Consider the following 22,600-nt stretch of genomic DNA (forward strand, 5'->3'; position numbering starts at 1 on the left):
CATCATGAGCGACAACCCCATTGCGGATATCCTCAAGCGTGAAGGACCGATGCTGAGCAGTGATCTGTCGAAACTGCTGGAGCAGCGGTACGGCCTGAATCCAACAGCTGCTAGAAAACGCGTTGAGCGCTGCGGTGATGGAATTAACAAGCTGAGCCAGATCGTTTTCCCACACCGGGCTCGCTTTGTGTATCTAGAACAAAGCTACGGCTCCCCGTACTTTTTTCACAACCTGATGGAAGCTCTGAAGAGAACACGTAGTGCGTACTACCTGGCTTTGAGGGCGCTAGAGCTGCGCGACAATATAATGCCTCGGGCACATTTCCTCATCGCGTGCGGCGCCCCCATCGCGCAGAAGAGACACATCTCAGCCGAAAGCCTGCTCGAACGGCTGAGCAAAGCTGGTCTGGTGAAGGAAGTTGATCTTCCCGCTGGACAGATTTCCATCATGCGATGCGATAGGGAGCAATTGTCGGATATTCCAACGATGTGGGGAAAAATGAAAGGCCGCCTAATCGCAGAGAAGGTTACGCTCCTGGCTGTCAAAGACTGGGCGAGAAACCTTGGGATGGTGAGCTATGAGTCAGTTGAGACGAGAGAGGACGAGGATCGCGAATCGTTGCCTAAGGTCGGCACATTCAACTGGGACCTCGCAGGTCCCTCCTACCTGTATCCAATGCGGACTTACGACAGCACAACCTTAAAACCTGGCTTTTTCGTTTGCGATATAGCCTTGAACGGATGGATTTCCCCGGATGATGTAGGCGCGTTCCTGCACAAATGCGTCACCCTGCGCAGCTTACCGAAAGTCGGCAAATGCCTTCAGGTGTTCGTTGCTGAGGCCTATCAAACTGAGGCATTTGCGCTGCTGAAAGGTGAAGGCGTTATCCCGGCAACTACCGAAAGCCTATTTGGCCACGACGTAGCTCTTGCGCTGAAAAACTTATGCAACGTTCTGAACGACACAGCCAAGCTCACAGAAAGCCCAGCTGCACTTGATAAAGTCTTCAACGACCTATCCCGTATAGAGGGAGCGTCCTATTCGTTACGTGGAAGCCTTTTCGAATTTGCAGTGGCGCAGATCGCTAGGTCTACGTTCGCCGGATACGATCAACAGATGAACCGCATCGTGAAAGACGTGATGGGGAAACAGGCGGAGATCGACGTTCTCGCTGTACGCAAAAATCATGAGGTCATCTTCATTGAGTGCAAAGGTATCCATCCGGCCAGCACCCTTGACGACGAAGAGGTGATCAAATGGCTGGATAAACGAATCCCTGTCCTGAGGGGAGCCGCGAAAATTCATTCGGATTGGGCAACTCTGAGCCAGCGCTATGAGCTGTGGACTAGTGGCGGGTTTTCAGAAGAAGCAATAGCCCTCGTCAGTGCCAGACAGGAAGAAAGCAGTAAGTTGGTAATTCAACTTCGCGACGCTGAATACGTTCTCGCCGAAGCAAAGGCGAGCAAAGAAGTCGGGCTGCTAAAGACATACGAACAACATTTTGTGAAACATCCTATGCAGGAATTCGAGGCCGAAAAGAGACGGAAACAGCGCAGGAAAGATCGAGATGCTAAGCGCCGTTTGGCCATCCCTGCCACTCCTCCACCACTTCCTGCATTGCCTACAAAGGCCGAGTCCGCAATTGACGCTCCTGTGTGTCCCGAGTGTTAAAGAAGGCTCAGCGTTGTCCCTTCCGACTTCCAGCCGATACGAAAGGGCAAATGCTAACTCAAGGAGCCTTGGCACCAGACAGCCTGTCACTAGCACGCGTGGAGTTGGTGAATGTCTAGCCTCCAAACTCGCAACTACCCAGCAGCTACAAATTTGCCTCCCACCAGCATTGTTTGCGGATCTATGGCCTGAGGTTCAGATGCCTCAAAGGGGCAATGCAGCTAGAGCCTCCGCCGTCGATTAAAACATGCCATCGAGCATTACCTCGCTGAGTCGGAAGTAACGCTCGGCTGAACTCCAGCAAGGAAACACCCGGCACGGTTTTGCATCGGTACTGATAAATTGGGCAGGGCGCTCATCAATGATATTTGAACCTGCGGTTATCGAAGGCAGGCTTCGTCCCCTCAAGCACCTTCACCACATGCCCGTTGATAGCAGGGCTCTCGATGGCTCCTGCGGTATAGGAGATTTTTTGGCTGTTCGCTCGAACAAAATGAGACCAGATGATTTGCTCCGCATCGCAGACAACCGCAAGGTTCGGGTTGTGCGTAACCATGATGATCTGCCGACGCTTCTTAGCCTCGGTGAGCACTGGCACAAGAAGACTCACCACAGTTTCGTTGTCGAGGTTTTCTTCCGGCTGATCCAGAATGATTGGGTTGCGCCCCCTGTCCACCAGCAGATAGAAGATCAAGAGCAGAGCACCCCGTTGACCGGGCGAGAGCTGCTCGATCTCAGCATCTTGGAACGTCAGTGAATACCGGGGTTCCAGGTAGGAAAGATCAAACAGGAGGTCATAAACCTCATTCGCACTCTTGTCCTTACGCAGCATTGAGTCGATGCCGTATTCAACCTTGTCGCCAATCGTAGCGGCCGCAGCTGAGATCCTGTCGTGCAGCGCCTGAGCAAAGGCCACAGCCTCTCCACGATTGTCGAAATCAGCAGCTTCGCCCAGTCGGCGCACTGTGTTGAGGCTCTCGTCGTCGCCTCGGAACTCTCCGACGTTCTGCTTCAGCAGGGTGAAAAGGCTGGTGGCAAAAGCGTCAATTGAGCCGCCGAGCTTCGCCTTGAATTGGAGCTTGTACTCCTCGCGAATCAGACTGTTCCCCTGAATTAGTTCTTGAACCGGCTTGAACAGTGCCTCCCTAGCTCGTCGCTGAGCATCGAGGATGTCGTAGACCTCCCCTGCCAACGCCAGTCGAACGCTTCGATGCGCCTTCAACAGCTCTGGTAGAGCATCTATTTGAGCGATCCTAGTCTCCAGTCCTTTCACCGTTTCTGGAGAGTCACTAGCACCAACAAGGTCCAGATACTTCCTCTGCCACTCTTGGACTGCGAGCAGATGATTCTGATAAAACAGCTGAGGTTGATCCAACTTCGCTTTAGCTTCGACTTGCTTCCCTATGAGTTCCTTGCGCTCACCTTCCGCTGCGGTGGCTCTAATGCCAATGGTCGTTTGCTCACCTAGAAACGCCTCTTCGAGCCGGCCCAACGTACCAAGATTTAAGTCGATTTTCGCCACGTCGGTGACAGCCAATCCCAATAGCTTGAGATCTTTACTGGTGTCGTTCACGAACTGGTCGTAGGTGCGCTGGAGCAACCGGACTTGCTCTTTCACGTCCTTGACGGCCTTGCTCTTGGCCGCTAGCTGTGAGGCCTTCTCATTAGCTTTGTTGTGTTCATCTTCCAAGCGTTTGAGATTAGCAGCGATTGCCTCAAGGGCCTCGGCCGTCTTTTTTTGCTCAGGTGACAGCTCAGCAGAAGGCCTTTCAATCGCCGCTGGCCTCACAGCCTCATGCTCTGCAAGCTGCCGTCGTTTGAGGGTCAGTTGTTCCGTTAGGCTTTTCTTAACTAAAGGATGGAGTTGGTTTTCGTAGGTAGCGATCTCAAGATTGACCCGTTTCAGATCCTTACGGAACTCGTTCAGCTGAAGGCGGTACGTGCTTTCCTGCTGCTCAATTAGTTGGTCAAAATCCAGTGCACCTAAACGGATTGCATCATCGGTATGAGAGAAAATGACCGCCCTAAGCTCATTTTCAAAAGCGTGAGATTGGCCAGTAACATGTGCGTTGCAGAGATCTTCGAAGTGTCCTTGAGGGATGTACCTCACCATCTCAACCATCTCGGCGGGCGGGTCCGCGTTGAGATTGCAGGTGTTAATGGTTCCATCATGCCAGATGATGAAACCCTCGAACTGTCGAGCAGGCTCTCCAGCCTTCCCCCGGAACCGCTCCTTTCGAAGGAAGGAGAAGTGATTGGTCTGGCGCGAATGGCCCAACAGAGCCAGGACGTCAGCCAGAGCGCTTTTGCCACTCCCCTTGTTGCCAATTATGGCGACAAGATCGGAGTTCAACGGAATCTGGACATCGTCCAGCCAGTGCGAGGCCAGTGCAGATCCCTGCACCTTGCTGATCATCACATGGTCGATGAAATACGTTTTGTTGGCCGCGATATGATCTAGCTTGGGAGGTGAGATCCCTATGAATGAGCGCTTTGCGGGCTCTAGTATTGCTTGCTGCAACCCACGGAATGTGGGGTCAGCCTTGATCCAAGTTTTCTTGTCTGACGGAAAGTCGCCGTATCCACGACGATCATTGCTTCCAGGAATGCCAACAAAGCAGTGCGCATCACTCCCGGCCACCACTAGGCGAGAGACATCTTTCAATCCCTCTCTGATACCAGCATAAAACTTGGCATTACCGGGTGTTTCTTCTCCGACAAAAGCAGCACGGACATCTAGATTTCGACTTTCGAAAATCGGAGAACATCGCACCAGCCCAATGAAATAAGCGTAGTGATCTGTCCATCTCACATCGCTCAGGCCATCGTTCGTATCGTATGGCATGAACCCAATAGCTTGCTCATCAGGAACTTTGGCTATCGCCTCTTTGTAGCTGTCACAAGTCAACTCGGCGATTTTAGCGCCAGCTATGTAGGCCTGCGCATCATCTGCTGCCACCTGCTCAGGCTTGAAACCGTGATGCCTGAGGAGTGCGTCCGGGGCTTGCTTGGCGAAATCAATGAGAGCCCCATCTGACAATGGCCTGCTGTTTTCGGCTAGTCGGAGGTGGGATAAAAAGTCTTTGAGGATCTGATCATCAAGCTCGTTGGAGAACAGAACATGGGCGTTAAGGCGCCCCTTCATAGGAGCAGCAAGCCTTAGCTCAATCCCAGGAAAGACCGTTTTCGTCAACTTCGGGGCGTCCGCCTCACTCAATCTGCGTTTCAGCGCAAACCACCCGTCAAACGTCCAATAATCCATCAGCGCAAAAACACCCGGCTCCGCCTCATTCAGCGCCTTAATCATCTCATCCACAAGGGCATTGTTAGCAGGCGAACCCAGGTTCTTCCGATCAAACTTCGTCCCGCTCCATTCGAATGACGCTGGAGTGTGAATATGTAAATCCCACTGCCGCCACTCTGAACCGCGCTCACTGCCGCTCTGAATCGCCATTGCTCACCTTCCTTTGTCTGGAACTGCCCAGTCCATTTCGTTTATCACGCCAATGGATACCAGATGGTATGTCGCGTTGCCATTACCGACAAGTCGACCAGGGGTGCCCAATACAGGGGGCTCGTGTCCTGACGACCGTGCTCACGCCAAGCTACACATTACTTACATCACCATTCTGCGAATATTCTTCAGAAATTCGACGGTTGTAGATTTGCTCAAGGAACGCCGAATTTTTTGAGGTCGAGAACAGATCTAAATGATAAAAAAGTCATAAAAAAACCCGCCCCATGCGTAACGCACGGGCCGGGTTTGGGCATTACTTAAGCAGTTACTGAACAGCGACGCCACCGCCAAGCTTGCTCATGACGAACGCCGTGAATTGCTCAACGGTCATTTTCTGGCCGTTGAAATCGACTTGATTGTTGGCGTAGTGAAGCTTGGTTACCACATCGCTGCCTTCAAGTTTCGCCAGTTCCGTGCCGACTGCCATGGCACCGAACATGTCGCTGGTAGCGGTGGCCTGATCGGCGATCAGTTTAGCGTCGGTTTGACCTTCCATCTGCGCCTGCACGGTCATCAGGTCCACCAGCATTGGCTTGGACACTTTCAGGTTGAAGTCCAGCAGGGCGAGCAACTGACGGCCCAGTTCATCGGGTGGCAGGTCCATGGATTGCGGCTTGGCGAAATCGACGACCAGGCTCGCACGGCTTTCACCGTTGGTGGTTGTGAACGACAGGTTTTCCAGTGCCACTTGTGGGCCGCCAGCCAGGAGTTTTTCCAGATCGGCTTTGACTTGCGCTTCTTCAGCTTCGGTCAGGTTCAACTCTGGAGTCGGCTCACCCGCTTCAGCCGCTTCGGCAGCCGCTTTTTCGTAGGGTTGAAGCTTGGTCTGGTAAACCTGCATCAGCGACATGGTGGCCGGGATATCGAGGTTCTTCAGGCTGACTGCCATCTGTGCCGAGCCGATGGTCTTATCGTTGTACGACAATTCACCGATCTTGTAATCAGCACGCCCCGAAGCGCTGGTGCCGGTCTCGGTGCTGTTGTTCTTCATCTCGAAGTTCTTCATGCCCACCACCGACTTCGGCTCACCGAAGGTGGCCTTGGTGCTGCTCAGCAGCAGGGTGTTGTCACCCATGTAGTAACCGTAAGGGCTTTTGCTCAGGTTGCTGGCCAGCGTCAGGCCGTTCACTTCAACCTGTACCGGCGTCTGGTCTTCGGCGACAGTGGTCAGCTTGAAGCTGTCCATGTAACCGTCGGCCTTGATCTTCTGCGCCTGGGCGCTGGCGGCCACGTCGATTTTCAGGCCGGAAAAGATGAGCTGGGTCTGTTCATCCAGCTTGGTGTCCAGGGGCAGCAGCTCGAACGTACCGTTGGTGGATTGGTCGTAACCCAGGTTGACCACGCCTTTGAGCGGCGATTGGTCCTTGGCGGCGACAAACCATTTTTCGGTCAGTGGGGTTCTTTCAAGGGCAGTGTGACTGGTGGCCATGACCGGCAGCCATTTGAGTGTCATCAGGCGCGAAAATGGCAGTGGGCCGTGTTCGATGTTGTCGACGAACAGCAACTCAACCGGCTCTGCGCCAAATATCTCGCCCTCACCCTTGAGGCGATAGTGGGCGGTGCTGCTGAAAGTCCCACGGTCGAGGGAAACCAGTTCGATCGAAGCGGAGCTATTGGACCCGGCCAAAGCCGTTTGCATCTGCTTGTTACTATCGGCAATAGCGGTGTTCAGTACGCCTTCGAGCTTCGTGCCGGTATACCAGGCGCCGCCTGCGCTGACTGCACCGATAACCACAACGATGCCAAGAAGTACGCTTGCTGATTTATTCATGAGTAACCCGATCGATGTCCATGGTTGAAGAAAGCCGTCGTCTTCCCTGACCCGCAAAGGGGGTGGCTCGACGCCGTAAAGTGGAGGGAGATTACCATCAGGCACCCCTGCGGGCCCAATGTTTAAAGGGGGAAAAGAATATTCTTGCGAGGTGGTCTACGAATATTGGACTTCAATCTCGTCGAGTTGATGGTCGAATGTCTTAAGGCGTGCCGTCCAGGTGTACACCAGCACTTCAAAATCGCGATTGATTACAGGCGCGCCTGATGACTCTGCGCGCGAATCGCAGAAGTCCAGCTGATAACGCTCCCGCGCCATGGCGTTAGCGACGTCACAGAGCTCACGGGCGTTGTTGAGCCAATGCCAGCCATCCTGGGTGACTTGCTTGTCCAAAGCGGCGCATTGGGTCTTGAGCGCCTCGAGGCTCTTTTCCAGCGGGGTACCGGTGAGTTCCCCCATGACTTCCTGGAACGTGCGGCCTGGCTGCCAGTAGCTGCCCCAGAAGTAACGATCGAATACCGTTTCGACCCGCCGGAGCGCAACCTTGGTGTCCCAGATCAGGACCAGCGTCTTGCCCTGCTCAAGGTGTTTTTTCTTGATGCGCTGACCCTGAAGCGATGCCCAGGCCACGATTGCAATGGATATCACAGCGATCAACGCCGCCGCGCTATCCAGGAAGAGCAGTGCCTTGTCGATCTGGTGGGTGAGCATGACGCCATAGAAATAAGTGGCCGAAAGCAGCAACAACGCCGCAATAGCGCACCAGAAGCCGGGAGCATAAGGGTTTTTCATTATTGGAATCCCCATGACCAGTGACGTCGCGGGCTCCATTTTCGCCAGTGCCCCGACTCTCTCAGCATAGCAACGACCTCGGGGTTTGCCGGGCGTCGACAGCAATCAGAGGGGGCGATCCGATTACCGGCCCAAAACGACAGAACCCCTGTCTGCGTCAGCAGATAGGGGTTCTGGGAATTCAATCTTGACGATGACCTACTCTCACATGGGGAAACCCCACACTACCATCGGCGATGCATCGTTTCACTGCTGAGTTCGGGATGGGATCAGGTGGTTCCAATGCTCTATGGTCGTCAAGAAATTCTGTGACCGACCCGTTCAACAGCAACGAGTCAGTGAAAATCGATAACTTCTACTTAAAACAAAACCCCTACCTGCATCAGCAGATAGGGGTTTCGGAATTTAATCTTGACGATGACCTACTCTCACATGGGGAAACCCCACACTACCATCGGCGATGCATCGTTTCACTTCTGAGTTCGGGATGGGATCAGGTGGTTCCAATGCTCTATGGTCGTCAAGAAATTCGGTAGCCAGCGCGTGCCTTGCGGTCACGTTCCAGCGAATGGGTATGCGATAGTTTGTGTGTTGCTTTGTGAGCAGCGTCGAACTTTCGGTTCATCTCGTCTTCACACACCGCAATCTGGCCTTTCGACTCAAATTGCTTGGGTGTTATATGGTCAAGCCTCACGGGCAATTAGTACAGGTTAGCTCAACGCCTCACAGCGCTTACACACCCTGCCTATCAACGTCGTAGTCTTCGACGGCCCTTCAGGGGACTCAAGGTCCCAGTGAGATCTCATCTTGAGGCAAGTTTCCCGCTTAGATGCTTTCAGCGGTTATCTTTCCCGAACATAGCTACCCGGCAATGCCACTGGCGTGACAACCGGAACACCAGAGGTTCGTCCACTCCGGTCCTCTCGTACTAGGAGCAGCCCCTCTCAAATCTCAAACGTCCACGGCAGATAGGGACCGAACTGTCTCACGACGTTCTAAACCCAGCTCGCGTACCACTTTAAATGGCGAACAGCCATACCCTTGGGACCGGCTTCAGCCCCAGGATGTGATGAGCCGACATCGAGGTGCCAAACACCGCCGTCGATATGAACTCTTGGGCGGTATCAGCCTGTTATCCCCGGAGTACCTTTTATCCGTTGAGCGATGGCCCTTCCATACAGAACCACCGGATCACTAAGACCTACTTTCGTACCTGCTCGACGTGTCTGTCTCGCAGTCAAGCGCGCTTTTGCCTTTATACTCTACGACCGATTTCCGACCGGTCTGAGCGCACCTTCGTACTCCTCCGTTACTCTTTAGGAGGAGACCGCCCCAGTCAAACTACCCACCATACACTGTCCTCGATCCGGATAACGGACCTGAGTTAGAACCTCAAAGTTGCCAGGGTGGTATTTCAAGGTTGGCTCCACGCGAACTGGCGTCCACGCTTCAAAGCCTCCCACCTATCCTACACAAGCAAATTCAAAGTCCAGTGCAAAGCTATAGTAAAGGTTCACGGGGTCTTTCCGTCTAGCCGCGGATACACTGCATCTTCACAGCGATTTCAATTTCACTGAGTCTCGGGTGGAGACAGCGCCGCCATCGTTACGCCATTCGTGCAGGTCGGAACTTACCCGACAAGGAATTTCGCTACCTTAGGACCGTTATAGTTACGGCCGCCGTTTACCGGGGCTTCGATCAAGAGCTTCGCGTTAGCTAACCCCATCAATTAACCTTCCGGCACCGGGCAGGCGTCACACCCTATACGTCCACTTTCGTGTTTGCAGAGTGCTGTGTTTTTAATAAACAGTCGCAGCGGCCTGGTATCTTCGACCGGCATGAGCTTACGGAGCAAGTCCTTCACCCTCACCGGCGCACCTTCTCCCGAAGTTACGGTGCCATTTTGCCTAGTTCCTTCACCCGAGTTCTCTCAAGCGCCTTGGTATTCTCTACCCAACCACCTGTGTCGGTTTGGGGTACGGTTCCTGGTTACCTGAAGCTTAGAAGCTTTTCTTGGAAGCATGGCATCAACCACTTCGTCACCCAAAGGGTAACTCGTCATCAGCTCTCGGCCTTAGAATCCCGGATTTACCTAAGATTCCAGCCTACCACCTTAAACTTGGACAACCAACGCCAAGCTGGCCTAGCCTTCTCCGTCCCTCCATCGCAATAACCAGAAGTACAGGAATATTAACCTGTTTTCCATCGACTACGCTTTTCAGCCTCGCCTTAGGGACCGACTAACCCTGCGTCGATTAACGTTGCGCAGGAAACCTTGGTCTTTCGGCGTGGGTGTTTTTCACACCCATTGTCGTTACTCATGTCAGCATTCGCACTTCTGATACCTCCAGCAAGCTTCTCAACTCACCTTCACAGGCTTACAGAACGCTCCTCTACCGCATCACCTAAGTGATACCCGTAGCTTCGGTGTATGGTTTGAGCCCCGTTACATCTTCCGCGCAGGCCGACTCGACTAGTGAGCTATTACGCTTTCTTTAAAGGGTGGCTGCTTCTAAGCCAACCTCCTAGCTGTCTAAGCCTTCCCACATCGTTTCCCACTTAACCATAACTTTGGGACCTTAGCTGACGGTCTGGGTTGTTTCCCTTTTCACGACGGACGTTAGCACCCGCCGTGTGTCTCCCATGCTCGGCACTTGTAGGTATTCGGAGTTTGCATCGGTTTGGTAAGTCGGGATGACCCCCTAGCCGAAACAGTGCTCTACCCCCTACAGTGATACATGAGGCGCTACCTAAATAGCTTTCGAGGAGAACCAGCTATCTCCGAGCTTGATTAGCCTTTCACTCCGATCCACAGGTCATCCGCTAACTTTTCAACGGTAGTCGGTTCGGTCCTCCAGTTAGTGTTACCCAACCTTCAACCTGCCCATGGATAGATCGCCCGGTTTCGGGTCTATTCCCAGCGACTAGACGCCCTATTAAGACTCGCTTTCGCTACGCCTCCCCTATTCGGTTAAGCTCGCCACTGAAAATAAGTCGCTGACCCATTATACAAAAGGTACGCAGTCACCCAACAAAGTGGGCTCCCACTGCTTGTACGCATACGGTTTCAGGATCTATTTCACTCCCCTCTCCGGGGTTCTTTTCGCCTTTCCCTCACGGTACTAGTTCACTATCGGTCAGTCAGTAGTATTTAGCCTTGGAGGATGGTCCCCCCATATTCAGACAAAGTTTCTCGTGCTCCGTCCTACTCGATTTCACTTCTAAGATCCTTTCGCGTACAGGGCTATCACCCACTATGGCCGCACTTTCCAGAGCGTTCCGCTAAAATCAAAGAAGCTTAAGGGCTAGTCCCCGTTCGCTCGCCACTACTAAGGGAATCTCGGTTGATTTCTTTTCCTCAGGGTACTTAGATGTTTCAGTTCCCCTGGTTCGCCTCTTGCACCTATGTATTCAGTACAAGATAACCATCTTATGATGGCTGGGTTCCCCCATTCAGACATCTCCGGATCAAAGTCTGTTTGCCGACTCCCCGAAGCTTTTCGCAGGCTACCACGTCTTTCATCGCCTCTGACTGCCAAGGCATCCACCGTATGCGCTTCTTCACTTGACCATATAACCCCAAGCAATCTGGTTATACTGTGAAGACGACATTCGCCGAAAATTCGTACGCTTGCTCACTTAAGAGCAACTCACAAATTTTACCTTAGCCTGAGCCGTTACCAGTGAAAGCAACGTCCAGTCTATCTTTCTATCACATACCCAAATTTTTAAAGAACGATCTAATCAAAAGACTAGAAATCAACATTCACCATCACCTTGATGGAATGCTCATTTCTAAGCTTTCAGAAGCAGTTTATGGTGGAGCCAAGCGGGATCGAACCGCTGACCTCCTGCGTGCAAGGCAGGCGCTCTCCCAGCTGAGCTATGGCCCCGTATCGCTACAGGGGACACCATGAAATTGGTGGGTCTGGGCAGATTCGAACTGCCGACCTCACCCTTATCAGGGGTGCGCTCTAACCAACTGAGCTACAGACCCAATCGTCTTCTTCAATGAATCAAGCAATTCGTGTGGGAGCTCATGGAGCAGCTGCGGTCGTCGATTAAGGAGGTGATCCAGCCGCAGGTTCCCCTACGGCTACCTTGTTACGACTTCACCCCAGTCATGAATCACACCGTGGTAACCGTCCTCCCGAAGGTTAGACTAGCTACTTCTGGTGCAACCCACTCCCATGGTGTGACGGGCGGTGTGTACAAGGCCCGGGAACGTATTCACCGCGACATTCTGATTCGCGATTACTAGCGATTCCGACTTCACGCAGTCGAGTTGCAGACTGCGATCCGGACTACGATCGGTTTTGTGGGATTAGCTCCACCTCGCGGCTTGGCAACCCTCTGTACCGACCATTGTAGCACGTGTGTAGCCCAGGCCGTAAGGGCCATGATGACTTGACGTCATCCCCACCTTCCTCCGGTTTGTCACCGGCAGTCTCCTTAGAGTGCCCACCATAACGTGCTGGTAACTAAGGACAAGGGTTGCGCTCGTTACGGGACTTAACCCAACATCTCACGACACGAGCTGACGACAGCCATGCAGCACCTGTCTCAATGTTCCCGAAGGCACCAATCTATCTCTAGAAAGTTCATTGGATGTCAAGGCCTGGTAAGGTTCTTCGCGTTGCTTCGAATTAAACCACATGCTCCACCGCTTGTGCGGGCCCCCGTCAATTCATTTGAGTTTTAACCTTGCGGCCGTACTCCCCAGGCGGTCAACTTAATGCGTTAGCTGCGCCACTAAGAGCTCAAGGCTCCCAACGGCTAGTTGACATCGTTTACGGCGTGGACTACCAGGGTATCTAATCCTGTTTGCTCCCCACGCTTTCGCACCTCAGTGTCAGTATCAGTCCAGGTGGTCGCCTTCGCCACTGGTGTTCCTTCCTATATCTACGCATTTCACCGCTACACAGGAAATTCCACCACCCTCTACCATACTCTAGCTTGTCAGTTTTGAATGCAGTTCCCAGGTTGAGCCCGGGGATTTCACATCCAACTTAACAAACCACCTACGCGCGCTTTACGCCCAGTAATTCCGATTAACGCTTGCACCCTCTGTATTACCGCGGCTGCTGGCACAGAGTTAGCCGGTGCTTATTCTGTCGGTAACGTCAAGACAGTTACGTATTAAGCAACTGCCCTTCCTCCCAACTTAAAGTGCTTTACAATCCGAAGACCTTCTTCACACACGCGGCATGGCTGGATCAGGCTTTCGCCCATTGTCCAATATTCCCCACTGCTGCCTCCCGTAGGAGTCTGGACCGTGTCTCAGTTCCAGTGTGACTGATCATCCTCTCAGACCAGTTACGGATCGTCGCCTTGGTGAGCCATTACCCCACCAACTAGCTAATCCGACCTAGGCTCATCTGATAGCGCAAGGCCCGAAGGTCCCCTGCTTTCTCCCGTAGGACGTATGCGGTATTAGCGTCCGTTTCCGAGCGTTATCCCCCACTACCAGGCAGATTCCTAGGCATTACTCACCCGTCCGCCGCTCTCAAGAGAAGCAAGCTTCTCTCTACCGCTCGACTTGCATGTGTTAGGCCTGCCGCCAGCGTTCAATCTGAGCCATGATCAAACTCTTCAGTTCAAACATCTTTGGGTTTTGAGAAAACCCTAAACTTGGCTCAGCAATCGTTGGTTACATCTTTGATTTCTCGCGGAGTAACTTGTGATGCTGATAATCTGTTGACTAGCAGTCTGACTCCACAAGCACCCACACGAATTGCTTGATTCAGTTGTTAAAGAGCGGTGGATTGAGCCTTTCGTCTCAACCGAGGCGCGCATTCTACAGCGCCTGGTGTATCTGTCAAGCGGTTATTTTCAACAACTTCAACCACTTGCGCTTCCGATCTCTCGTTAGCGGGAGGCGAATTCTACAGCGTTACTCGCTGCTGTCAACACCTCTTTTTCACCGCTTTCGACCGAGAAGATCGAATCGCCAACAAGGCCAAACAAACCACCTTATCAACTGCTTCCCAGGCTTCGATGAACTGAAGCCTGGCACTTTCAAAACAAGGATAACTCATTGAATCTCAAGGAGTTTTCCGTTTCTACTGCGCCGGAAGTGGGGCGAATTATAGACATCCAGAATCTGCCGTCAACCCTTAATTTCGCTTTTCTATCAATAAGTTGCGAAACATTGGAAACCCGCGCCTTCTCAAAGCCTATCTCTATATAGAAGAGAGGCTCAAAGAACCCCTGCCCCCCTGAGCGCCGTCACCGCAGCCACATCCAACCCCAACACACGCTGCAGCACCTCCAGCGTGTGCTCCCCTAATAAAGGAGGCGCACTGCGATACTCCACCGGCGTCTCCGACAGCCGGATAGGGTTGGCCACCTGCGGCACTGTACCTGCCAGCGCGTGGGGCAACTCCATCGCCAATCCACGAGCCTGAACCTGAGGGTCAGCAAACACCTGAGCCAGATCGTTGATCGGTCCACAGGGCACCCCGGCCTGCTCCAACTGAGCCACCCACTCGGCAGTGGTCTTGAACACCGTCGCCTGGCGAATCAACGGAATCAAGGCCGCACGGTTCGCCACCCGCAATTTGTTTGTGGCGAAACGCGGATCATCAGCCCACTGCGGCTGGCCAGCCACCTCGGCGAATTTTCGAAACTGACCGTCATTCCCCACAGTAAGGATGAAGTCACCATCAGCCGTAGGAAAATCCTGATAGGGCACGATGTTTGGATGAGCATTGCCCAGCCGCTTCGGTGCATTGCCCGTGGTCAGGTAATTCATCGCCTGATTGGCCAGGCAAGCGACTTGAACATCCAGCAAGGCCATATCGATATGCTGCCCACCACCCGCATGCTCGCGGTGCGCCAGTGCCGCCAGAATGGCAACCGTCGAATAGACACCCGTAAGGATATCCGTCAGCGCAACCCCAACCTTCACGGGCCCCGCCCCTTCATCGCCTTCAGGCCGACCCGTAAGGCTCATCAAGCCCCCCAGCCCCTGGATCATGAAGTCATACCCGGCACGCTTGGCGTAAGGACCGGTCTGACCGAACCCGGTAATCGAGCAATAGATCAATTGCGGGTTGGCCGCCTTTAGCGATTCGTAGTCCAGGCCATAGGCCGCCAACCCACCCACCTTGAAGTTCTCGATCAGGATGTCGGACTTGGCCGCCAATTCCCGCACCAGCCTCTGCCCCTCAGGACGTGTGAAATCAATGGTGACCGATTGCTTGTTGCGATTGGCCGATAAGTAATACGCCGCCTCGGTCGTATTCTCGCCATACGCATCCTTCAGGAAGGGCGGGCCCCAGGCGCGCGTATCGTCACCATTGCCAGGACGCTCAACCTTGATCACCTCAGCCCCAAGGTCAGCCAGGATCTGTCCAGCCCAAGGCCCAGCCAACACCCTCGATAAATCCAATACCCGCAGGTGCGAAAGCGCGCCCATACCGTCCTCCTATTAATAGAACGCCTGGATACCGGTTTGCGCACGCCCAAGAATGAGCGCATGAACGTCGTGCGTGCCTTCGTAGGTGTTCACCACTTCCAGGTTCACGAGATGACGAGCGATGCCGAACTCATCGGAGATACCGTTGCCGCCCAGCATGTCCCGGGCCATGCGTGCGATATCCAGGGATTTGCCGCAGGAGTTGCGCTTCATGATCGAAGTAATTTCAACCGCAGCCGTGCCTTCATCTTTCATTCGCCCCAGACGCAGACATCCTTGCAAGGCAAGGGTGATTTCAGTCTGCATGTCGGCCAGTTTCTTCTGGATCAGCTGAGTGGCAGCCAGAGGACGACCGAACTGCTGCCGATCCAACGTGTATTGGCGAGCGGTGTGCCAGCAGAACTCGGCGGCCCCCAGGGCGCCCCAGGAGATGCCGTAGCGTGCCGAGTTCAGACAAGTAAACGGCCCCTTCAGGCCACGCACATCCGGGAAGATGTTTTCTTCCGGAACGAACACGTTGTCCATGACGATCTCGCCCGTGATCGACGCACGCAGGCCGACCTTGCCATGAATGGCCGGCGCACTCAGGCCTTTCCAGCCCTTCTCGAGGACGAAGCCGCGGATATCACCCGCGTCGTCCTTGCCCCAGACGACAAAAACATCGGCAATCGGACTGTTGGTGATCCACATCTTGCTGCCTGTCAGGCTGTAGCCGCCTTCCACTTTGCGCGCCCGAGTAATCATCGCGCCCGGGTCGGAACCGTGGTTCGGCTCGGTCAGACCAAAGCAGCCGATCCATTCACCGGAGGCCAGCTTCGGCAGGTACTTCTGTTTTTGCGCCTCGGTACCGAATTCATTGATCGGCACCATGACCAGCGAAGATTGCACGCTCATCATCGAGCGATAGCCGGAATCGACACGCTCCACTTCGCGGGCGATCAAGCCATAGCTGACATAGTTCAGCCCACTGCCGCCGTATTGTTCGGGGATGGTTGCTCCCAGCAGCCCCACCTCACCCATCTCACGGAAGATCGCCGGATCGGTTTTCTCATGACGGAACGCTTCCAGCACCCGCGGCGCGAGCTTTTGCTGGGCGAACTGTTCGGCAGTGTCACGAATCATGCGTTCTTCTTCGGTGAGCTGCTGGTCCAGCAACAATGGATCGATCCAGTTGAAGCTCGCTTTACCGGCCATGAAAGAGTCCTCGCCAATTAAATGAAAATCGTGGATTGATCCTAGGCGCGGTTGCCTACAAGGGCAAACGAGGATTCCGCATAGTCTTGTGCTAATTTCTCACTCCGTAAACGTCATAAACCCCGTTTATGCCCATCTTGAGTGAGACTTGCGTATATGCGCCGTAAAATCCCCAGCACCGCCGCCCTGATCAGTTTTGAGGCCGCTGCACGCCACGAGAGCTTTACCAAGGCCGCGCAAGAGCTTTCTCTGACACAAGGGGCTATTTGCCGACAGATTGCCAGCCTGGAGGATTTCCTCAGCGTGGAGCTGTTCCGACGCTCGCGACGCGGAGTCAAACTGACCGAAGCAGGCCTTTCCTACAGCCGTCGGATTGCCACCCAACTCGACGCCGTGGAGCGCGATACGCTTTCGGTGATGGGACACACCGGCGCGAATGTGATCGAACTGGCCGTGGTCCCGACGTTCGGCACTCAATGGCTGTTACCACGCCTCAAGGATTTCCAGCAGCAGCATCCGGAAGTCACCGTAAACCTGACCAACCGCACGCGCCCCTTTCTTTTTGCGGATACGGAGTTTGACGCTGCCATCTATTTCGGGGATGCGGACTGGTCCGGTACCGAATCCCACAAGCTGATGGGCGAAAACCCAATGCCGGTGTGCAGCCCCGCCTTACTCGGCAATCAGAACAGCCTGACAGCGCAAGCCATCGCCGAACTGCCCTTGCTGCAACAAACCACTCGCCCGTATGCCTGGCGCCAATGGTTCAGCTCGCAGAACCTGAACATTGCACGCGACCTGACAGGCCCGCGTTATGAACTATTCTCCATGCTTGCCCAAGCGGCCATGCATGACATGGGGGTAGCGTTGATCCCGCCCTTTTTGATTCAGCGCGAGCTGGCAGAGAAACGACTGGTCGTTGCCAACCGCAACGCACTGTCGAGTATCAAGGCCTACTACCTGATGATTCCCGAGCGAAAAGTGGAATCCGCCTCTCTTCGGGCTTTTCGTGACTGGCTTGTGAAACAGGCAATCAACTATCACCTTGATTAATAAGGGAAAACATTTAACCGACTTAGGTAGTCAACTAAGCAAAGTCGCTACAGATATAACTATATGTCGCATTCAGTCATTCTGTTATGAAGTCAGTACAGTAGTCTCTAAAGCGTTTAAATACATGGCTTTGAGCCACATCGCGCAGCGCATCAGGGCTTATTCATCTGGCCGATGGGAAAATTTGTCAATTTAAGCCTGAACCCTTGAAAAGCACGGCCCGCAAGGGACGCCGATCAATAATTGCGACATTCGGTCACAGGGTGACTTGTAGTTAATTTTCCGTCACCCGTCATAATCCCTTGAAGGGCTGAATTTTCGCCTGCAAAATGCCGCGCCCCGCCTGGTTTGGCGGGATCGTGCTGATCGGCCGCCCCAACCGCACCATCCGAAGTGCCTGGGTTTACTCAATAAGATCACGCAGGAGATTTGACGTGCACATTGGTGTTCCCCTCGAAACCCAAACGGGTGAAACACGGGTTGCTGCTACCCCGGAAACCATCAAGAAACTGATCGGCCAAGGCCATAAGGTCACTGTTCAGAGCGGCGCCGGCATCAAGGCCAGCGTCATCGACAGTGCTTATGAAGCGGCGGGCGCAACCATTGGCAGCGCCAATGATGCGTTCGGCGCCGAACTGATCCTCAAGGTGGTCGCCCCCAGCGACAGCGAGCTGGCGTTGATCAAGAGCGGCACCGTGCTGGTGGGCATGCTCAATCCGTTCAACAACGAAACCATTGCCAAGCTGGCCGAATGCGGCATTACCGCTTTCGCCCTTGAGGCTGCGCCACGTACCTCCCGCGCCCAGAGCCTGGATGTGCTGTCGTCCCAAGCGAACATCGCCGGCTATAAAGCCGTGTTGCTGGCCGCTCACTACTATCCACGCTTCATGCCGATGCTGATGACCGCCGCGGGCACCGTAAAAGCGGCGCGCGTGCTGATTCTCGGTGCCGGTGTGGCCGGGCTGCAGGCGATTGCCACGGCCAAGCGCCTGGGCGCTGTGATCGAGGCTTCGGACGTGCGTCCGGCGGTGAAGGAGCAAATCGAATCCCTCGGCGCCAAGTTCGTCGATGTGCCTTATGAAACCGATGAAGAGCGTGAATGCGCTGTCGGCGTCGGCGGTTACGCCCGGCCCATGCCCGCCAGCTGGATGCAGCGTCAGGCCCAGGCCGTGCATGAGCGCGCCAAACAGGCTGACATCGTCATCACCACGGCGTTGATTCCGGGCCGCAAGGCACCGACGCTGCTGAGCGCCGAAACCGTCGCGCAGATGAAGCCTGGCTCGGTGGTCATTGACCTCGCGGCCGCCCAGGGCGGTAACTGCCCGCTGACCGTGGCTGATCAGGTCGTGGTCGAGAATGGCGTGACCATTTGCGGCCCGACCAACTTGGCCGGTGAAGTCGCGGCTGACGCTTCGGCGCTGTACGCGCGCAACCTGCTGGACTTCCTGAAGCTGGTTTTCACCAAGGAAGGTCAGTTCGACGTGAACCTAGAAGACGACATCGTCGCCGCGTGCCTGATGTGCCGCGACGGCCAAGTCATCCGCAAAAACGCCTAAGCAGGGATTCAGACAATGGAAGAGCTCATCTCCCCCGGTATCTACAACCTGATCATCTTCGTGCTGGCGATTTATGTCGGTTACCACGTGGTCTGGAACGTGACACCTGCACTGCACACGCCGTTGATGGCGGTGACCAACGCCATTTCGGCGATCGTGATCGTCGGCGCCATGCTCGCCGCCGCGCTGACCGTGACGCCGCTGGGCAAGACCATGGGCACCCTCGCCGTAGCCCTGGCCGCCGTGAACGTGTTCGGTGGCTTCCTGGTGACGCGCCGCATGCTTGAAATGTTCAAGAAAAAAGCCCCGAAAGCCGTAAAAGAAGAGGCGCCCAAGTAATGAGCATGAACCTGGTAACGACGCTCTACCTGATCGCGTCGATCTGCTTCATCCAGGCCCTCAAAGGCCTGTCGCACCCCACCACGTCACGCCGTGGCAACCTGTTCGGCATGCTCGGCATGGCGTTGGCGGTGCTCACTACCGTGGGCCTCATTTATAAGCTCGGTGCTGAGCTGGCTACCGCCGGTATCGGCTACGTCATCGTCGGCCTGCTGGTTGGCGGTACCGCCGGTTCGATCATGGCCAAGCGCGTCGAGATGACCAAGATGCCCGAGCTGGTGGCGTTCATGCACAGCATGATCGGCCTCGCAGCGGTGTTCATTGCCATCGCCGCCGTCGTCGAGCCGCAGTCCCTGGGTATCGTCAAGCAGTTGGGTGATTCGATCCCGGCCGGTAACCGCCTGGAGCTGTTCCTCGGCGCAGCCATTGGTGCAATCACCTTCTCCGGTTCGGTGATCGCGTTCGGCAAGCTCTCGGGCAAGTACAAGTTCCGCCTGTTCCAAGGCGCACCGGTACAGTTTGGCGGCCAGCACAAGCTCAACCTGATCCTGGGCCTTGCCACGCTGGGCCTGGGCCTGATGTTCATGTTCACCGGCAACCTCGGCGCGTTCGCCTTGATGCTGGCCCTGGCCTTTGTGCTGGGCGTGCTGATCATCATCCCGATCGGCGGCGCGGACATGCCGGTGGTGGTGTCGATGCTCAACAGTTATTCCGGTTGGGCCGCGGCGGGTATCGGCTTCTCGCTGAACAACTCGATGCTGATCATTGCCGGTTCGCTGGTGGGTTCGAGCGGTGCGATCCTGTCGTACATCATGTGCAAGGCGATGAACCGTTCGTTCTTCAACGTGTTGCTCGGCGGTTTCGGCAACACAGCAGATGCTGCTGGCCCGGCAGGCTCCAAAGAAGCCCGCCCGGTGAAGTCCGGCTCGGCAGACGACGCCACCTTCCTGCTGACCAACGCCGACACGGTCATCATCGTCCCAGGCTATGGCCTTGCGGTGGCCCGTGCGCAACACGCACTGAAAGAGCTGACCGAGAAGCTGACCCATCGCGGCGTGACCGTTAAATACGCGATCCACCCGGTAGCGGGTCGCATGCCTGGACACATGAACGTGCTGCTGGCCGAAGCCGAAGTGCCTTACGACCAGGTGTTCGAGATGGAGGACATCAACTCCGAGTTCGGTCAGGCCGATGTGGTGCTGGTGCTCGGCGCCAACGACGTGGTGAACCCGGCGGCGAAGAACGATCCGAAGTCGCCGATTGCCGGTATGCCGATCCTCGAGGCCTTCAAGGCCAAGACCATCATCGTCAACAAGCGCTCGATGGCCAGCGGCTATGCCGGTCTGGACAACGAGTTGTTCTATCTCGACAAGACCATGATGGTGTTCGGTGACGCCAAGAAGGTCATCGAAGACATGGTCAAAGCGGTGGAATAACGCTCACCGCTTCACCACTAACGCCCCGACTTGTCGGGGCGTTTTGATTTGTATCAAGGGCCAACGTTACCGATCCAGTAATAATGTTTTGCCTGAGACGCCCGTAATAGACGCCCAAAATGCGACTTTTGTAGCGGGTCGGGCACAGCGCGAATTCACTAGACTGCGCATCCTGCTTCCAGCCCGAGATAACCTCCCATGTACCGTGATCGCATCCGCTTGCCTTCGTTGTTGAATAAAGTGATGAGCGCTGCCGAAGCAGCCTTGTTGATTCAGGACGGCATGACCGTCGGCATGAGTGGCTTTACCCGCGCCGGTGAAGCGAAAGCGGTCCCCCACGCCCTGGCCGAGCGCGCCAAGGTCACTCCGCTGAAAATCAGCCTGATGACCGGCGCAAGTCTGGGTAACGATCTGGACAAGGAGCTCACCGAAGCCGGCGTGCTGGCGCGACGCATGCCCTTCCAGGTCGACAGCACGCTGCGCAAGGCGATCAACGCAGGCGAGGTGATGTTCATTGACCAGCATCTCTCGGAAACCGTCGAGCAAATGCGCAACGCCCAGCTCAAGCTGCCCGACATTGCGGTGATCGAAGCGGTGGCCATCACCGAACAAGGGCACATCGTACCGACCACTTCGGTGGGTAATTCGGCCAGCTTTGCCATCTTCGCCAAGCAGGTGATCGTTGAAATCAACCTGGCGCACAACCCGAACCTGGAAGGGTTGCACGACATTTATATCCCCTCCTATCGACCGACCCGCACACCGATCCCCTTGGTGAAAGTCGACGACCGTATCGGCAGTTCCGCGATCCCGATCCCACCGGAAAAAATAGCCGCTATCGTCATCACCAACCAAGCCGACTCGCCTTCGACCGTTTTGCCGCCGGACAACGATACTCAGGCCATCGCCAATCATTTAATCGATTTCTTCAAGCAGGAAGTCGCTGCGGGGCGTATGACCAACAAGCTCGGACCGTTGCAGGCCGGCATCGGCAATATCGCCAACGCCGTGATGTGCGGGCTGATCGACTCTCCGTTCGAAGACCTGACCATGTACTCCGAGGTGCTACAGGATTCCACGTTCGATCTGATCGACGCCGGCAAACTGAGCTTTGCTTCGGGCAGCTCCATCACGTTGTCTGCTCGGCGCAATACCGATGTCTTCGGAAGTCTGGAACGGTACAAGGATAAATTGGTCCTGCGTCCGCAGGAGATTTCCAACCATCCAGAGGTGGTGCGTCGACTAGGCATCATTGCCATCAATACGGCGCTGGAGTTCGACCTGTATGGCAATGTCAACTCCACCCATGTCTGTGGTACGCGGATGATGAATGGCATCGGCGGCTCGGGGGATTTCGCCCGGAATGCGCACTTGGCAATTTTTGTCACCAAATCGATCGCCAAGGGCGGCGCGATTTCCAGTGTCGTGCCGATGGTCAGCCACGTGGACCATACCGAGCACGATGTCGACATTCTGGTGACCGAGATCGGCCTGGCCGACCTGCGAGGCCTGGCACCGCGGGAACGTGCTCGAGTGGTCATCGATAACTGCGTGCACCCGTCCTACCGCCAAGCCTTGAATGAATATTTTGAAGCGGCTTGCCTCTTGGGTGGACACACCCCGCACATCCTGCGCGATGCACTGAGTTGGCACCTGAACCTGGAAGAAACCGGACGCATGTTGGCGGTCTGATACAGCCGAAACACCGCTATGGCAAAAACAGTTTTGATCAGACTCCGCCATTCGAGTCGATCATGACAAAAACTGTACTGCTGTACCGGTGCTTTCTTACAGTCTTTTCCCACAAAACACCGACAAAGACCTAAAAACGCACCATTTATGTGCACGCA

The 22,600-nt window shown here is 55.0% G+C and carries 11 protein-coding genes, 2 tRNA genes and 4 rRNA genes; 6 read left to right on the forward strand and 11 right to left on the reverse strand.

The features are described 5' to 3' along the window. The first annotated feature begins 4 nt into the window (after positions 1-4). The gene (locus LOY70_RS29335; RefSeq protein WP_265032102.1) at positions 5-1,672 is read left to right on the forward strand and encodes a hypothetical protein; all 1,668 of its coding nucleotides are present in this window, start codon (positions 5-7) and stop codon (positions 1,670-1,672) included. A gap of 358 nt (positions 1,673-2,030) precedes the next feature. On the opposite strand, the gene LOY70_RS29340 is transcribed toward LOY70_RS29335, so the two are convergent. The 11 genes from LOY70_RS29340 to LOY70_RS29390 all read right to left on the reverse strand — a co-directional run bounded on the left by LOY70_RS29340 (position 2,031) and on the right by LOY70_RS29390 (position 16,366). Continuing rightward, positions 2,031-5,126, reverse strand: a complete 3,096-nt coding sequence (locus tag LOY70_RS29340; RefSeq protein WP_265032103.1) for a TrlF family AAA-like ATPase — start codon at positions 5,124-5,126, stop codon at positions 2,031-2,033. Positions 5,127-5,454: 328 nt separating this feature from the next. Next, positions 5,455-6,960, reverse strand: coding sequence for a YdgA family protein (locus LOY70_RS29345; RefSeq protein ID WP_265032104.1), 1,506 nt, complete (start codon positions 6,958-6,960; stop codon positions 5,455-5,457). 156 nt (positions 6,961-7,116) lie between these two features. Then, complete coding sequence (locus tag LOY70_RS29350; protein ID WP_265032106.1) at positions 7,117-7,752, reverse strand: NADH:ubiquinone oxidoreductase subunit N; 636 nt, start codon at positions 7,750-7,752, stop codon at positions 7,117-7,119. Positions 7,753-7,937: 185 nt separating this feature from the next. Then, positions 7,938-8,053, reverse strand: a 5S ribosomal RNA gene (gene rrf, locus LOY70_RS29355). A 108-nt stretch (positions 8,054-8,161) separates the two neighbouring features. After that, positions 8,162-8,277 (reverse strand): 5S ribosomal RNA (rrf, locus tag LOY70_RS29360). A 154-nt stretch (positions 8,278-8,431) separates the two neighbouring features. After that, positions 8,432-11,323, reverse strand: a 23S ribosomal RNA gene (locus tag LOY70_RS29365). A 246-nt stretch (positions 11,324-11,569) separates the two neighbouring features. Further along, positions 11,570-11,645, reverse strand: a tRNA-Ala gene (locus tag LOY70_RS29370). Positions 11,646-11,672: 27 nt separating this feature from the next. Beyond that, positions 11,673-11,749: transfer RNA gene (locus LOY70_RS29375), tRNA-Ile, on the reverse strand. Between the two features lie 65 nt (positions 11,750-11,814). Next, positions 11,815-13,351, reverse strand: a 16S ribosomal RNA gene (locus LOY70_RS29380). The 16S, 23S and 5S rRNA genes sit together here with 2 tRNA genes alongside, the layout of an rRNA operon. A gap of 600 nt (positions 13,352-13,951) precedes the next feature. Beyond that, positions 13,952-15,172, reverse strand: coding sequence for a CaiB/BaiF CoA transferase family protein (locus LOY70_RS29385; RefSeq protein ID WP_265032108.1), 1,221 nt, complete (start codon positions 15,170-15,172; stop codon positions 13,952-13,954). A 12-nt stretch (positions 15,173-15,184) separates the two neighbouring features. Further along, the gene (locus LOY70_RS29390) at positions 15,185-16,366 is read right to left on the reverse strand and encodes an acyl-CoA dehydrogenase (protein ID WP_025216186.1); all 1,182 of its coding nucleotides are present in this window, start codon (positions 16,364-16,366) and stop codon (positions 15,185-15,187) included. 156 nt (positions 16,367-16,522) lie between these two features. Here LOY70_RS29390 and LOY70_RS29395 point away from each other — a divergent pair, with 156 nt between their 5' ends. The 5 genes from LOY70_RS29395 to LOY70_RS29415 all read left to right on the forward strand — a co-directional run bounded on the left by LOY70_RS29395 (position 16,523) and on the right by LOY70_RS29415 (position 22,442). Then, positions 16,523-17,419 carry a LysR family transcriptional regulator gene (locus tag LOY70_RS29395; RefSeq protein WP_123344992.1) on the forward strand — a complete coding sequence of 299 codons (897 nt, stop codon included), beginning with the start codon at positions 16,523-16,525 and terminating at the stop codon, positions 17,417-17,419. A 434-nt stretch (positions 17,420-17,853) separates the two neighbouring features. After that, positions 17,854-18,975, forward strand: a complete 1,122-nt coding sequence (locus LOY70_RS29400) for a Re/Si-specific NAD(P)(+) transhydrogenase subunit alpha (RefSeq protein WP_123344991.1) — start codon at positions 17,854-17,856, stop codon at positions 18,973-18,975. A gap of 15 nt (positions 18,976-18,990) precedes the next feature. Continuing rightward, entirely contained in the window at positions 18,991-19,314 is a 324-nt protein-coding gene (locus LOY70_RS29405) for an NAD(P) transhydrogenase subunit alpha (RefSeq protein ID WP_003187010.1), read from the forward strand. After that, the gene (locus tag LOY70_RS29410) at positions 19,314-20,750 is read left to right on the forward strand and encodes an NAD(P)(+) transhydrogenase (Re/Si-specific) subunit beta (protein ID WP_025216189.1); all 1,437 of its coding nucleotides are present in this window, start codon (positions 19,314-19,316) and stop codon (positions 20,748-20,750) included. The genes LOY70_RS29405 and LOY70_RS29410 overlap by 1 nt, the downstream gene beginning before the upstream one ends. 198 nt (positions 20,751-20,948) lie before the next feature. Continuing rightward, positions 20,949-22,442 carry an acetyl-CoA hydrolase/transferase family protein gene (locus LOY70_RS29415; protein WP_265032129.1) on the forward strand — a complete coding sequence of 498 codons (1,494 nt, stop codon included), beginning with the start codon at positions 20,949-20,951 and terminating at the stop codon, positions 22,440-22,442. The last annotated feature ends 158 nt before the right edge of the window (positions 22,443-22,600 follow it).

It is taken from the genome of Pseudomonas sp. B21-054 (assembly GCF_026016345.1).
Classification (GTDB): Bacteria; Pseudomonadota; Gammaproteobacteria; order Pseudomonadales; family Pseudomonadaceae; genus Aquipseudomonas.

Excerpts from the sequence above, each read along its gene's own strand:
- LOY70_RS29335 (WP_265032102.1), top strand. The coding sequence starts at position 5 with ATGAGCGACAACCCCATTGCGGATATCCTCAAGCGTGAAGGACCGATG.
- LOY70_RS29405 (WP_003187010.1), top strand. The coding sequence starts at position 18,991 with ATGGAAGAGCTCATCTCCCCCGGTATCTACAACCTGATCATCTTCGTG.
- LOY70_RS29385 (WP_265032108.1), bottom strand. The coding sequence starts at position 15,172 with ATGGGCGCGCTTTCGCACCTGCGGGTATTGGATTTATCGAGGGTGTTG.
- LOY70_RS29415 (WP_265032129.1), top strand. The coding sequence starts at position 20,949 with ATGTACCGTGATCGCATCCGCTTGCCTTCGTTGTTGAATAAAGTGATG.
- LOY70_RS29350 (WP_265032106.1), bottom strand. The coding sequence starts at position 7,752 with ATGAAAAACCCTTATGCTCCCGGCTTCTGGTGCGCTATTGCGGCGTTG.
- LOY70_RS29390 (WP_025216186.1), bottom strand. The coding sequence starts at position 16,366 with ATGGCCGGTAAAGCGAGCTTCAACTGGATCGATCCATTGTTGCTGGAC.
- LOY70_RS29345 (WP_265032104.1), bottom strand. The coding sequence starts at position 6,960 with ATGAATAAATCAGCAAGCGTACTTCTTGGCATCGTTGTGGTTATCGGT.
- LOY70_RS29395 (WP_123344992.1), top strand. The coding sequence starts at position 16,523 with ATGCGCCGTAAAATCCCCAGCACCGCCGCCCTGATCAGTTTTGAGGCC.
- LOY70_RS29340 (WP_265032103.1), bottom strand. The coding sequence starts at position 5,126 with ATGGCGATTCAGAGCGGCAGTGAGCGCGGTTCAGAGTGGCGGCAGTGG.
- LOY70_RS29410 (WP_025216189.1), top strand. The coding sequence starts at position 19,314 with ATGAGCATGAACCTGGTAACGACGCTCTACCTGATCGCGTCGATCTGC.